Here is a 13,233-nt window from a genome sequence, read left to right on the forward strand (position 1 = left end):
GAGACATTCGCCTATCGACCAACCTCCGGAAAGCCCGAGAAAGAAATCTCGGTGACGACGAGGCGATGCTGCAACGGCAGGATGAGGTCAGCGCAGTCGATGGCCGTTACGACGAGTTTTGCGTCGGTCGGCTTTTGCGATTCCTATTCAGGCGCGGGATCGGTTCTTTCCGCTGCCGCGTCGATCCGGTCGGCCCATTCGATCAGCAATCGCGCTGCGCCGAAGTCTCCGTGCCTGTCGCGCTTCTGGGCCGCGAGAGCGAGGTGTTCCCGCAAATCCGTCGTCATGAGCAGGCCGGGCCGCTCGGTGGCCAGAAAGAGCATTTGCAGCAGGTGCTCTATGGCGGCTTCGTATTGATCCGGGCTTTCGATTGCCACCTTCCTGCCTTCCATCGGTTGCTGCCTGGCGCCTCGTGTCAGGCGATTGCTGGTTGCCCCGAAGGACGAAGACCGGATACCCGTTTTGCACCGGTATCGGCCGGCTTGACCGTCAGCATGGCTGGCGCGTGTCGCGTCACCAGTCCCGGAACCGCTCGAACAGCCCGGACGTGCAAGATCTGATCGGAATGAGCCGGGTTGTTCCGTCGTCATGGACAAGCTTCACCAGAGCCCCATTCTGGAAATGGCGGATCCCCTCAAGATGCCACGGCGGCTGAGCAAAGATTTCGGTAGCTCCGGTGAGCGCGTCGGTCAGGGCAACACGTTTGGTCATGGAAACCTCGCTATCTGGACGAGCGAAAACGGCGGACCTGGATCCGCCGCTTCACCTTCCAGCTTTTGAATGCCGCATACCAGCGCAGATTTCGACCACGCCTTGGTGCGGCAATTTACCGGAAGATCGGGGGCCCGCAGGTTTCCACCCGCTTCGCCTTTCGAATGGCAGCCGGCCGTCATCTGTGGTCAGCAGGCTTCCGCATGGGGTCGTCTTTCGGATCGTTGTCGCCCTGCTGCGGGGCTGCCGGCGGCTCGCCCTGCTGAGCCTGACGGGTGTCCCTCGGGTCCAGAGCGTCGTTCTATGGGCTGGTGCCCACAATGGGGTCCTCCATGGCACCGCCCGGAGATCCCGCTCGGATGAACAAGACATGGGGTCGAAGGGATGGAATTGCGCCCTCCGGATCGAAACTATCGTGCAAGCTGGTCATATGGCTGGAAAGAATGTCGCTCCAATCTCGTGGGTCCTAAAGCGCCGCCAGCGTCGTTATCGACCGTCGGGGTCCGCGCCATCGGGATACGATGATGTCACGCCAGCTATTTCCTCCGCGTGTCCAGGACATGGGAAACGAGACTTTACAGATGCTGAACTGCGTCCGCTTCAATGTTGACATTCCGCGGATTCCCGAACAGCCGTTGCCGAGGTGCACCTGCTGGCTTGACAGCATCAGGTCTCACCTTCATTGCCTCAACATATCTTGAGAGGTTGATTCGATGGAAGAGCACCACGCCCTTGCCGGCTTCGCGGCGCTGTCGCAGGAGACCCGGCTGCGCATCGTCCGGCTGCTGGTCAAGGCCGGGCCTGACGGCATGGCGGCCGGGGCCATCGGCGAGGCCCTGGGGGACGCGACCACTTCGCGGCTATCCTTCCACCTGACCCATCTCGAACATGCCGGGCTGATCCGGTCCCGGCGCGAGGGGCGCTTCATCATCTACAGCGCCGTCTTTGCGACATTGGCCGGACTGATCGCATTCCTGATGCGCGATTGCTGCGACGGCCACCCCGAGATCTGCGCGCCGGTCGCGGACGCGCTGGATTGTGCCTGTGAACCCAGCAAGGATGCCCTGCATGGCTGACGCCTCGCCTCGTGTCTTCAACGTGCTGTTTCTCTGCACCGGCAACTCCGCCCGCTCGCTCATCGCCGAAAGCGTGCTGCGCAAGGAGGGCGGCGCGCGGTTCCGCGCCTTCTCGGCCGGCAGCCAGCCGAAGGGAGAGGTGCATCCGCGGACCCTGAAGATCCTGCAGAACTACCATTACCCGACCGAAGGGCTGCGCTCGAAAACCTGGGACGAATTCGCCGGGCCCGACGCGCCGGTGATGGATTTCGTCTTCACCGTTTGCGACGACGCGGCGGGCGAGGCCTGTCCCTATTGGCCGGGCCAGCCGATGACAGCGCATTGGGGCCTTCCAGTCCCGGCAGCCGCGACCGGCAGCGAGTTGCAGCGCGACATGGCCTTCATCGAGACGCTGCGCTACATGAAGGCGCGCATCCAGGCCTTTGCCGCCCTGCCGATCGGCACCCTGGACCGCGCCAGCCTCGTCTCCAGGCTGCACGAGATCGGATGCTCCGAAGGCACAAGCGAGGCAGGAGACAGCATGGACGTCGTGATCTATCACAACCCGGACTGCGGCACTTCGCGCAACGTGCTGGCGCTGATCCGCAATGCCGGGATCGAGCCGCATGTGGTGGAATACCTCAAGACGCCGCCCTCGCGCGCGATGTTGGAGCAGCTTATCGCCCGCATGGGCATCGCGCCGCGCGATCTGCTGCGCCAGCAGGGTACGCCTTATGCCGAGCTTGGCCTGGACGACCCGGCGCTGACCGACGCCGCGCTGATCGAGGCGATGCTGGCGCATCCGGTGCTGATCAACCGGCCCATCGTGGTCAGCCCCAGGGGCGTGCGGCTCTGCCGGCCCTCGGAGCAGGTGCTGGACCTGCTGCCGCCGCAGCGCGCCGCCTTCAGCAAGGAAGATGGCGAGCAAGTCGTGGATGCCCAGGGCAACCGCATTCGCCCGGCCTGAAAGGAACAGATGATGACCCCCGACAGCCCGGCCCGCCGGCTTTCCTTTCTCGACCGCTACCTGACCTTGTGGATCTTCGCGGCCATGGCGCTCGGCATCCTGCTGGGCACGCTGTTCTCCGGCCTGCCGGATGCGCTGAACGCCATGGCGGTCGGCTCGACCAATATCCCCATCGCCATCGGGCTGATCCTGATGATGTATCCGCCGCTGGCCAAGGTCCGCTACGAGGACCTGCCCCGGGTCTTTGCCGACAAGCGCGTGCTGGTGCTGTCGCTGGTGCAGAACTGGCTGATCGGGCCGGTGCTGATGTTCGCCTTAGCGGTGATCTTCCTGCGCGATCATCCCGAATACATGACCGGGCTGATCCTGATCGGCCTGGCGCGCTGCATCGCCATGGTGCTGGTCTGGAACCAGCTGGCGCGCGGCGACGGGCAATATGTCGCCGGGCTGGTGGCGTTCAACTCGATCTTCCAGATCCTGTTCTTCTCGACCTATGCCTGGCTGTTCCTGACCGTGCTGCCGCCCTTGTTCGGGCTGGAGGGCAGCGTGATCGAGGTGGGTTTCCGGACGGTGACCGAGGCGGTGCTGATCTACCTGGGCATCCCCTTCGCCGCCGGCTTCCTGACCCGGCATGTGCTGATCCGGCGCAGGGGAGAGGAGTGGTATCGGGACGTCTTCCTGCCGAAGATCAGCCCGATCACGCTGGCCGCGCTGCTCTTCACCATCGTGGCGATGTTCAGCCTGAAGGGCGGCGATGTCGTGCGCCTGCCGCTCGACACCATCAGGATCGCCGTGCCGCTGGTGCTCTACTTCGCCATCCAGTTCGCCGTCAGCTTCGCCATGGGCCGCCTGATCGCCCGGGACTATCCGCGCAGCACCGCCATCGCCTTCACCGCCGCCGGCAACAATTTCGAGCTGGCCATCGCCGTCGCCATCGCCGCCTATGGGCTGGCCTCGCCCGTGGCCTTCGCCGCGGTCATCGGCCCGCTGGTCGAGGTGCCGGTGCTGATCCTTCTGGTCAACGCCGCCCTGTGGCTGGGCCGCCGCTGGTTCCCCGCAGCAACCCCGCAAGAGGCCCGCGCATGATCCCCGACCTGCCGAACCTGTCGCCCGACTGCCTGCGCGCGCCCGCGATTCCCGACCTGCCGCGAGCAACCCATCCGCCGCGCATCCTGCTGCTCTACGGCTCGCTGCGCGAACGCTCCTACAGCCGCTTCGCCACGCTGGAGGCCGAGCGCCTGCTGCGGCATTTCGGTTGCGAGACGCGGGTGTTCCACGCCAACGGCCTGCCGCTGCCCGAGGATGCCGACCCGTCGCATCCGAAGGTGCAGGAGTTGCGCGACCTGTGCCTGTGGTCCGAAGGCCAGGTCTGGACCAGCCCGGAACGCCATGGGGCGATGACCGGGGTGATGAAGGCGCAGATCGACTGGATCCCGCTGTCGATGGGCGCGATCCGGCCAACGCAGGGCCGCACGCTGGCGGTGATGCAGGTCTCGGGCGGCTCGCAAAGCTTCAACGCGGTGAACCAGATGCGGGTGCTGGGCCGCTGGATGCGGATGCTGACGATCCCGAACCAGTCCTCGGTCGCCAGGGCGTATCAGGAGTTCGACGAGGCCGGGCGGATGCGGCCGTCGAGCTATTACGACCGCATCGTCGACGTGATGGAGGAACTGGTGAAGTTCACCCTGCTGACCCGCGACCTGTCGGCCTTCCTGACCGACCGCTACAGCGAGCGCAAGGAGACGGCCGCAAAGCTTGAGGAACGGCTGAACCTCAAGGCCGCGACATGAGGCTGGAGAGGCGCGATATCGGGGAGCGATCGCGAGATGCACCCGGATCGCGCCGTAAAGGGCGACCGAACCGGGTCTGAACCGGGCAACCGTCTTGACATTCCATCGTCGCCGTCGGAATTTTCCGGCATGGGGTCTTGCGACGCCCCACGAGGCGCCAGCCGAAGTTCGCGTTCCATTCCGACAACTCACTCAATGGAGGGAACGCAGATGCCTGCGCCTGACGCCATAACCTGCGACAAGCTCGCCAAGCTGATCGGCACCGCACGATGCCCCGTCGTCGTCGACGTGCGCCGGGCGGATGCGAGAGACGCCGAACCCCGTCTCATCCCCTCCGCCCGATGGCTGGCTGAGGATGAAATCACCCCTGCGGCGCTTTCGGAACTGGCCCGCAGCCTGGATCGTCCGGTGGTGGTCCTATGCGCCGAGGGACACGGGCGCAGTCAGGGCGTCGCCGCCTGGCTGCGCCATGAAGGGGTCGCAGCCGAGTATCTGGAGGGAGGCATGGCGGCATGGCTCGCCGCCGGCCTGCCACTCGTCACGACCACAAGGATCACCGGCCATGATCCGCAGGGCCGCAGCCTGTGGGTCACACGGGCGCGGCCCAAGATCGATCGCATCGCCTGCCCCTGGCTGATCCGGCGCTTCATCGATCCACGGGCGGTGTTTCTGTTCGTCGCCCCGGCCGAGGTGCCCGCAGTGGCCGAGCGGTTCGGCGCCATGCCCTTCGATGTCGAAGGCGTGTTCTGGAGCCATCGCTGTGAACCGGCGTGCAAAATTGACCCCGTAACGGGGTAATCGGCTTCCAAAAATGACCCCCCTTACGCTGATGGTCATGATGCCTCCGAGGCTATCGGGGGGCACAGTGTGGGATGCTGGTTGTGGAGACGATTGCGAAGATCCGCCGGGCGTATTTCCAGGACAAGAAGTCGATCAAGCATATCTGCCGAGAGCTGCGGGTATCGCGGAACACGGTTCGGAAGGTGATCCGGTCCGGCGCAACGGAGATGACTTACGAGCGAACCGTCCAACCGCAGCCGAAGATCGGTCCCTGGAAAGGCAAGCTCGACGAGATGCTGGCGGCGAATGCGCGCAAGCCGAAGCGCGAGCGGCTGACCCGCATCCGGATTTTCGAAGAGCTCAGGGCCCTCGGATATGACGGCGGCTACGACGCGGTCCGACGCTATGCGGCTTCGTGGTCGCAGGCGGAGCAGGAAGCGTCAGCCGCCGCCTATGTGCCACTGAGCTTCGATCCGGGTGAAGCCTACCAGTTCGACTGGAGTCACGAGGTCGTTCTGATCGACGGCGTGACCACCACGGTGAAGGTGGCTCACGTCCGGCTTTGTCATAGCCGGATGCTGTTCGTCCGGGCCTACCCGCGAGAGACGCAGGAAATGGTGTTCGATGCCCATGACAAGGCCTTTGCCTTCTTCGGCGGCGCCTGTGCGCGTGGGATCTACGACAACATGAAGACGGCGGTGGACACGATCTTCGTCGGCCGCGACCGCGCGTATAATCGCCGGTTCCAGCAGATGTGCGGACACTACCTTGTCGATCCCGTCGCCTGCACCCCCGCGTCCGGCTGGGAGAAGGGACAAGTAGAGAACCAGGTTGGCGTTGTCCGGCGGCGGTTCTTCGTGCCGCGGCCGCGCTTCAAGAGCTACGCGGAACTCAACGCCTGGCTTCAGGATCGCTGTATTGCCTGGGCCAAGGCCCATCCGCACCAGGAATTGCGTGATCGGACAATCTGGGACGTGTTCCAGGATGAGCGGGCGAGCCTGGTGCCCTACGTCGGCCCTTTCGACGGATTCCATGCCGTGCCGGCCTCGGTGTCCAAGACCTGCCTCGTTAGGTTCGACAAGAACCGCTACTCGGTCGATGGTCGCGCCGTCGGCCGTCCGGTCGAGATCCGCGCCTATGCCGAGCGGGTCGAGGTCTGGCAGGACGGCAAGATCGTCGGCCGGCACGACCGCGCCTTCGGGCGCGACAAGGCCATCTATGACCCGCTGCACTACATCCCGGTGCTGGCCCGCAAGCCCGGCGCCCTTCGAAACGGCGCTCCCTTCAAGGAATGGGAACTGCCGCCGGCGATACGACGCGTCCAGCGTAAGCTGGGGCGCGTGCCGAACGGTGACCGTCAGATGGTCCAGATCCTGAGCATGATCCCAACGGATGGACTGGAAGCCGTCGAGGCTGCCTGCGTCGAGGCCCTGACCGAAGGCGCCCCGGCGGCATCGGTCGTTCTGAACATCCTGGCCCGACATCGCGAGCCACCACCTCCGTTGACCATCGCCACGCCGGACGCGTTGCGCCTGACCTGCGAGCCCGTGGCCGACTGCAAACGCTACGACAGCCTCAGGAGACCCCGCCATGGAAAGATCACAGGTGCTGGACGCGATGGGCCAGTTGAAGCTCTACGGCATGAAGGCCGCCTACGATGAGATCATCGCCACGGCGGTGAAGCGACAGCACGAACCGCAGCAAATCGTGGGCGACCTGCTGAACGCCGAGATCAGCGAGAAACAAGCTCGCTCGATCAAATACCAGATGACCATCGCCAAGCTGCCCTTGGCCAAGGAAGTCGACGAGTTCAGCTTCGAAGACACGCCCGTAAACGAAACGCTGGTGCGCGATCTGGCCTCCGGAGAGTTCCTCGAGCATCAGCGTAACGTCGTCCTCATCGGCGGCACCGGGACCGGCAAATCCCACCTTGCCGTCAGCATCGCCCGGGCCTGCATCCGCCGTGGCAAGCGCGGCCGCTTCTTCAACGTCGTGGACCTGGTGAACAAGCTGGACGCCGAAGCCCGCGCCGACCGACAGGGACGCACTGCGGATCTCCTGTGCCGCCTCGACTTCCTGATCCTCGACGAGTTGGGATATCTGCCGTTCGCCCAGACGGGTGGCCAGCTCCTGTTCCACCTCATCAGTCGCCTTTACGAACGCACCTCGATCATCGTGACGACGAACCTCGACTTCGGCGAATGGCCGACCGTCTTCGGAGACGCGAAGATGACAACGGCGCTCCTCGACCGACTGACCCATCACTGTGACATCGTCGAGACCGGCAACGAGAGCTGGCGCTTCAAGACGCGGGAATGACCGAGACGCCGCTGGCCCGATCCGGTTGCGCTGTATGGAGGCTACACCGCATCGGGCCAGCTACCCGTGCTGACCAAGCGGGGTCATTATTGGGCGCCGAAAGGGGGTCAAAGTTGCGTGCCGATTGACAAATGGCAGGTAGCCGAGTTCATCGAGGATGACGAAGTCGAGTCGCATGAGATGTTCGGCCAGGCGGCCCGCCCGCCCTGCACGGACCTCGGCCTCCAGCCTGTTCACGAGATCCACAACATTGAAGAAGCGGCCCCGGGCGCCGTTGCGGATGACGGCTCGCGCGATCGCCACGGAGATATGGGTCTTGCCGGTCCCGGTGCCACCAACCAGCACGACATTGCGCTGCTGGCTGAGGAATTCCCCGCTGGTCAGATCGCGCACCAGCGTCTCGTTGATCGGCGTATCATCGAAGGTGAACTCCTCGATCTCCCGGGCATAGGGCAGCTTGGCGGTGGTGATCTGGTATTTGACCGACCGCGCCTTCTTCTCGTTGATCTCGGCGGCCAAAAGATCACCAACGATCTGGCGGGGTTCATGCTGACGGCGCACAGCCACCGCCATGAGTTCGTCGTAGGCGGCGCGCATGCCGTAGAGCTTCAGTTCGCCCATGCGCCACCTTGATCGTGGTGGTTGCCCCATCGATCAGGACAACCTCGTGGCTCCAGTCGAATTGATAGGCTTCGCCGGGGGCAAAACTCAGCGGCACGAAGGCGGACGAGGCACCGGAGCTTTGAGTGCGCGCCCAGACCGAGGCGTAGCGGCGGACCGCATCATACCCGCCTTCATAGCCAAGGCCGCGCAGTTCCTCGTAGATCTGGATCAGCGTCAGGCGTTCCCGGCGCCCACGAGCCGCGTTGATCGCCAACAGCCGGCTCAGTTCCTCAAGCCAGGCGCCCAGCTTCGGGCGTGGCTGAACCGTCCGGCTATAGGTGAACTCCGTGACCTGCCCCCCGGAAGTTCCCTCGCTGTGATGTAGAGTCTGCCCAACCTGAGAAGGAGCAGACGACATGAGGAAAAGCCGGTTCACCGAGGCGCAGATTATCGGGATGATCAAGGAGCAGGAGGCGGGTTTGCCGACTTCCGAGCTTTGCCGGAAGCACGGGTTGAGCCCCGCGACGTTCTACAAGCTCAAGGCGAAGTATGGCGGGATGGACCTGTCGGACGCCAAGCGGCTGAAGCAGCTCGAGGACGAGAACGCGAAGCTGAAGCGCCTTCTGGCCGATGCCATGCTGGACAACGTGGTTCTGAAGGATCTCTTGGGAAAGCCCTGACGACACCGGTGCAACGGCGGGACGCGGTGCTGCGGGCGATGAAGGATCATCCGATCTCTCAGCGTCGGGCCTGTGTCCTGATCGGTGTCGATCCGAAGACGGTGCGGCGTGACAGGCCACCCGACAACCCGGAAATCCGTGAGGAGATGCACAAGATTGCCGAGAAGCGCCGGCGGTTCGGCTACCGGCGCGTGGGCATCCTGCTGGAGCGCAAGGGCATGATCATGAACGAGAAGAAGCTCTATCGCATCTACCGGGAAGAGGGCCTGTCGGTGCGCCGCAGGCGTGGCCGCAAGAGGGCACGAGGTAGCCGGACGCCAATACCAGCGCCGTTGAGGCCAAACCAGCGGTGGTCGTTAGACTTCCTGTCCGACACGTTCGGGGCCTGCCGCAAGTTCCGCATTCTGGCTGTGAACGACGATTGCTGCCGCGAGAACCTGGCGTTGATCGCTGACACGAGCATCTCTGGGGCTCGGGTGGCACGGGAACTGGATGCGCTGGTCAGGATTTACGGCAAGCCCGCTTGCATCGTCAGCGACAACGGAACCGAGTTCACCAGCAAGGCCATCCTGAAATGGGCCAACGCGAACGGCGTCGAATGGCACTACATCGACCCGGGCAAGCCGCAGCAGAATGGCTACATCGAAAGCTTCAACGGCAGCCTGCGCGACGAATGCCTGAACGAGGAAATCTTCGACAGCCTGGCTGATGCCCGCCGCAAACTGGCCCTCTGGCGCTACGACTACAACAACGTCAGGCCCCATTCCTCGCTGGGCAACAAGACCCCGTCCGACGCGCGCCGAGCGCTTGAGCAATCTGAGGGCTCCGCGCCCGGCGCGCTTGCCACACCCGAAACCAACCAATATCAACCCCAAGGACTCTCGTTATGAACGAGGGACGACCGGGGGGCAGGTCAATCCCGATACCGGCAAGCGCCAGGCCCGGCTCAATCCGGAAGAGGAATGGGTCATTCAGGAGGTGCCGGAACTGCGCATCCTCGACGACGGCCTCTGGCAAGCGGTGAAGGCGCGCCAGAAGGACAATACCGCCGCCCGCGACGCGCGCGGCGTCGCCGACGTCCGCACGGTGAATCATCGCCGCCGCCCCAAATACCTGTTCTCGGGGCTGACAAAGTGCGCCTGCTGCGGCGGAGGCTATTCGGCGATCTCGAAGGACCTGATCGGCTGCTCGACGGCGCGCAACAAGGGCACCTGCGGCAACCGGATGAACATCCGCCGCGACGAACTGGAATCGCGGGTGCTGAACGCCCTGCGCACCCGTCTCGTCGACCCCGACCTCTTCGCCGAGTTCTGCGACGCCTATACGAGGGAGACCAACCGGCTGCGCATGGAAAGCGGCGCCGGCATCGACAAGGCCGAGGCGGAACTGAAGCGGATCGCCCGCGAGGAGGAGAAGCTGATGGATCTCTACATGCGGGACGCCATCTCGATCGAGGCGGTGAAGGAGCGCGGCGACAAGCTGCGCGCCCGCAAGGCGGAGCTGCAGGATTTCCTGGCCAGTACCGACGAGCCCCCGCCCCTGCTGCATCCCTCGATGGCGCTGCAATACCGGGCGCGGGTGCAGCAGCTCTACGAGACGCTGCAGAGCGACGACGAGACGCAGCGCATCGAGGCGGCGGAGATCATCCGCTCGCTGATCGACCGGATCGTGCTGACGCCGGGGGAGGATCGGATCGAGATCGACGTTCAGGGCGATCTTGCCGGAATCCTTACGCTTTCGGCGCAACGCAAAAACCCCGCGGCGGATGCAGCGGGGGCGCAAGTAAAGATGGTTGCGGGGGCAGGATTTGAACCTGCGACCTTCAGGTTATGAGCCTGACGAGCTACCGGGCTGCTCTACCCCGCGCCATTTGCATCGCGTGGTTTGCGGTGCTTTTTCGTTCCGAGAGATTTTCGCTTCTTTTCAGGTCTGGCGGTGACCTACTCTCCCACGTCTTTTGACGCAGTACCATTGGCGCGACGGCACTTAACGGCCGAGTTCGGGATGGGATCGGGTGTTTTGCTCGTGCTAAAGCCACCAGACCGGAAAAGGAGCGAGATCGGCGTTTCCGCTTCCCTTCGGGCTTTCGCCGCTTCGGGATCGGGAAGACATTGTCCAAGGATGCTTTTGGAAGAAGGCGGGCTGCTTGTCCTTGACAAGCTGGTCTGTCTTCTTCCGGATCAAATCAAGCCTATCGAGCGATTAGTACCGGTCAACTGAACGCATTGCTGCGCTTACATCTCCGGCCTATCGACGTGGTGGTCTTCCACGGCTCTCAAGGGATACCTTGTTTTGAGGGGGGCTTCACGCTTAGATGCCTTCAGCGTTTATCCTGTCCGTTCATAGCTACCCAGCACTACCGTTGGCACGATAACTGGTCCACCAGTGGAACGTTCACCCCGGTCCTCTCGTACTAGGGGCAACTCCTCTCAAGTATCCTACACCCACGGCAGATAGGGACCGAACTGTCTCACGACGTTCTAAACCCAGCTCACGTACCTCTTTAAATGGCGAACAGCCATACCCTTGGGACCTGCTCCAGCCCCAGGATGAGATGAGCCGACATCGAGGTGCCAAACGATGCCGTCGATATGGACTCTTGGGCATCATCAGCCTGTTATCCCCAGCGTACCTTTTATCCGTTGAGCGATGGCCCTTCCACTCGGGACCACCGGATCACTATGGCCGACTTTCGTCTCTGCTCGACTTGTCAGTCTTGCAGTCAGGCTGGCTTCTGCCATTGCACTCGACGAGCGATTTCCGACCGCTCTGAGCCAACCTTCGCGCGCCTCCGTTACTCTTTGGGAGGCGACCGCCCCAGTCAAACTACCCACCACGCAGGGTCCCGGACCCGGATAACGGGCCGCGGTTAGACATCAAGAGTGCGAAGGGTGGTATCTCAAGGATGGCTCCACCGGAACTGGCGTCCCGGGCTCAATGCCTACCACCTATCCTGCACATCGCAATCCTGATGCCAGTGCGAAGCTATAGTAAAGGTGCATGGGGTCTTTCCGTCTAACCGCGGGAAGTCTGCATCTTCACAGACAATTCAATTTCGCTGAGTCCACATTTGAGACAGCGGGGAAGTCGTTACGCCATTCGTGCAGGTCGGAACTTACCCGACAAGGAATTTCGCTACCTTAGGACCGTTATAGTTACGGCCGCCGTTTACCGGGGCTTCAATTCAAGGCTTGCACCTCTCCTTTTAACCTTCCGGCACCGGGCAGGCGTCAGACCCTATACGTCGCCTTACGGCTTCGCAGAGCCCTGTGTTTTTAGTAAACAGTCGCCACCCCCTGGTTTGTGCCCCCCGCCGACAGTTGCCTGCCAACGGGGCCTCCTTCTCGCGAACTTACGGAGGTATTTTGCCGAGTTCCTTAAATGTGGTTCTCTCAAGCGCCTTGGTATTCTCTACCAGTCCACCTGTGTCGGTTTAGGGTACGGTCTTGTGGAGGGCTATTTCCAGGAACCGCTCAGCAGCCCCTCCAATCCGATAAGGAGGAACTACACCTGCGATCCGTCACCATCTCCTGGCCCAGGAATATTAACCTGGTTCCCATCGACTACGCCTTTCGGCCTCGCCTTAGGGGCCGGCTTACCCTGCTCAGATTAGCTTTAAGCAGGAACCCTTGGACTTTCGGCGACAGGGTCTCTCACCCTGTTTGTCGCTACTCATGTCAACATTCTCGCTTCCGATCACTCCACCGGATGCCTTACGGCCCGGCTTCACAGTAAAGCTCGCGCCTCCGCTATCCCTCCCTCTTGCAAGGGAGACAGGATAGAAAAGGCAAGAGCTTATATCACGGAACGCTCCGCTACCGCGTGCATAAATGCACACCCAAAGCTTCGGCTCGTGGCTTGAGCCCCGTTACATCTTCGCCGCAAGACCTCTTGACTAGACCAGTGAGCTGTTACGCTATCTTTAAAGGATGGCTGCTTCTAAGCCAACCTCCTGGTTGTTTTGGAAGTCTCACATGCTTTCCCACTTAGCCACGAATTGGGGGCCTTAGCTGTTGGTCAGGGTTGTTTCCCTCTCCACGACGGACGTTAGCACCCGCCGTGTGTCTCCCGGATAGTGCTCCACGGTATTCGGAGTTTGCTTAGACTCAGTAAGGCTGTGGGCCCCCATCATCCATGCAGTGCTCTACCCCCGTGGGCATTCGTCCGAGGCGCTACCTAAATAGCTTTCGCGGAGAACCAGCTATCTCCAGATTTGATTGGCCTTTCACCCCTAGGCACAAGTCATCCCGACCTTTTTCAACAGGTGTGGGTTCGGCCCTCCAGTTGGTGTTACCCAACCTTCAGCCTGCTCATGCCTAGATCATCTG

The 13,233-nt window shown here is 62.8% G+C and carries 11 protein-coding genes, 1 tRNA gene, 2 rRNA genes and 3 pseudogenes (1 of these 17 only partly in view); 10 read left to right on the top strand and 7 right to left on the bottom strand.

Features of this window, described 5'->3' with window-relative positions; translation table 11 throughout:
- Positions 1-143: 143 nt before the first annotated feature.
- Together E3U26_RS07835 and E3U26_RS07840 are read right to left on the bottom strand one after the other, a co-directional pair.
- Positions 144-392, bottom strand: a complete 249-nt coding sequence (locus E3U26_RS07835; RefSeq protein ID WP_017998452.1) for a hypothetical protein — start codon at positions 390-392, stop codon at positions 144-146.
- A gap of 121 nt (positions 393-513) precedes the next feature.
- A complete protein-coding gene (locus E3U26_RS07840; protein WP_499104717.1) occupies positions 514-711 on the bottom strand; it encodes a hypothetical protein in 198 nt (65 codons plus the stop codon).
- A 713-nt stretch (positions 712-1,424) separates the two neighbouring features.
- Here E3U26_RS07840 and E3U26_RS07845 point away from each other — a divergent pair.
- The 8 genes and pseudogenes from E3U26_RS07845 (at position 1,425) to istB (ending at position 7,622) form a co-directional block, all read left to right on the top strand.
- A complete protein-coding gene (locus E3U26_RS07845; RefSeq protein WP_499104718.1) occupies positions 1,425-1,787 on the top strand; it encodes an ArsR/SmtB family transcription factor in 363 nt (120 codons plus the stop codon).
- A pseudogene (locus E3U26_RS07850) lies at positions 1,780-2,031 on the top strand (arsenate reductase/protein-tyrosine-phosphatase family protein); the annotation flags it as partial. The gene E3U26_RS07845 and the pseudogene E3U26_RS07850, both read left to right, overlap by 8 nt.
- A gap of 276 nt (positions 2,032-2,307) precedes the next feature.
- Positions 2,308-2,733: an arsenate reductase (glutaredoxin) gene (gene arsC / locus E3U26_RS07855; RefSeq protein WP_166435598.1), complete on the top strand. Its 426-nt coding sequence runs from the start codon at positions 2,308-2,310 to the stop codon at positions 2,731-2,733.
- A gap of 12 nt (positions 2,734-2,745) precedes the next feature.
- Positions 2,746-3,819, top strand: a complete 1,074-nt coding sequence (gene arsB / locus E3U26_RS07860) for an arsenic resistance protein (protein ID WP_499105788.1) — start codon at positions 2,746-2,748, stop codon at positions 3,817-3,819.
- A complete protein-coding gene (gene arsH, locus E3U26_RS07865) occupies positions 3,816-4,523 on the top strand; it encodes an arsenical resistance protein ArsH (protein WP_017998456.1) in 708 nt (235 codons plus the stop codon). The genes arsB and arsH overlap by 4 nt, the downstream gene beginning before the upstream one ends.
- A gap of 210 nt (positions 4,524-4,733) precedes the next feature.
- A complete protein-coding gene (locus E3U26_RS07870) occupies positions 4,734-5,321 on the top strand; it encodes a chromate resistance protein ChrB domain-containing protein (protein WP_499104719.1) in 588 nt (195 codons plus the stop codon).
- Between the two features lie 74 nt (positions 5,322-5,395).
- Complete coding sequence (gene istA / locus E3U26_RS07875; protein ID WP_028717560.1) at positions 5,396-6,964, top strand: IS21 family transposase; 1,569 nt, start codon at positions 5,396-5,398, stop codon at positions 6,962-6,964.
- Entirely contained in the window at positions 6,894-7,622 is a 729-nt protein-coding gene (gene istB, locus E3U26_RS07880) for an IS21-like element ISPkr1 family helper ATPase IstB (RefSeq protein ID WP_024843951.1), read from the top strand. Before istA ends, istB begins: the two co-directional genes overlap by 71 nt.
- Before the next feature lie 129 nt (positions 7,623-7,751).
- On the opposite strand, the pseudogene E3U26_RS07885 reads toward istB, so the two are convergent.
- Together E3U26_RS07885 and E3U26_RS07890 are read right to left on the bottom strand one after the other, a co-directional pair.
- Positions 7,752-8,273, bottom strand: a pseudogene (locus E3U26_RS07885) (ATP-binding protein); the annotation flags it as partial.
- A pseudogene (locus E3U26_RS07890) lies at positions 8,206-8,643 on the bottom strand (IS21 family transposase); the annotation flags it as partial. The pseudogenes E3U26_RS07890 and E3U26_RS07885, both read right to left, overlap by 68 nt.
- Here E3U26_RS07890 and E3U26_RS07895 point away from each other — a divergent pair.
- Together E3U26_RS07895 and E3U26_RS07900 are read left to right on the top strand one after the other, a co-directional pair.
- A protein-coding gene (locus tag E3U26_RS07895; RefSeq protein ID WP_114537220.1) for an IS3-like element ISPfe1 family transposase occupies positions 8,642-9,795 on the top strand; the annotation gives its coding sequence in 2 pieces (ribosomal slippage) (positions 8,642-8,888 and positions 8,888-9,795; 1,155 coding nt in all). The pseudogene E3U26_RS07890 and the gene E3U26_RS07895 overlap by 2 nt on opposite strands.
- A 196-nt stretch (positions 9,796-9,991) precedes the next feature.
- Positions 9,992-10,738 carry a recombinase zinc ribbon domain-containing protein gene (locus E3U26_RS07900; RefSeq protein ID WP_499105789.1) on the top strand — a complete coding sequence of 249 codons (747 nt, stop codon included), beginning with the start codon at positions 9,992-9,994 and terminating at the stop codon, positions 10,736-10,738.
- On the opposite strand, the gene E3U26_RS07905 is transcribed toward E3U26_RS07900, so the two are convergent.
- From E3U26_RS07905 to E3U26_RS07915, 3 genes are all read right to left on the bottom strand, one after another.
- Positions 10,695-10,771 (bottom strand) — tRNA-Met (locus E3U26_RS07905). The two genes, E3U26_RS07900 and E3U26_RS07905, sit on opposite strands and share 44 nt — an antisense overlap.
- Before the next feature lie 61 nt (positions 10,772-10,832).
- Positions 10,833-10,947 (bottom strand): 5S ribosomal RNA (gene rrf / locus E3U26_RS07910).
- A gap of 139 nt (positions 10,948-11,086) precedes the next feature.
- Positions 11,087-13,233, bottom strand: a 23S ribosomal RNA gene (locus tag E3U26_RS07915) (it continues 700 nt past the right edge of the window).

It is taken from the genome of Paracoccus ferrooxidans (assembly GCF_029909815.1).
In the GTDB taxonomy this organism is placed as follows: Bacteria; Pseudomonadota; Alphaproteobacteria; order Rhodobacterales; family Rhodobacteraceae; genus Paracoccus; species Paracoccus versutus.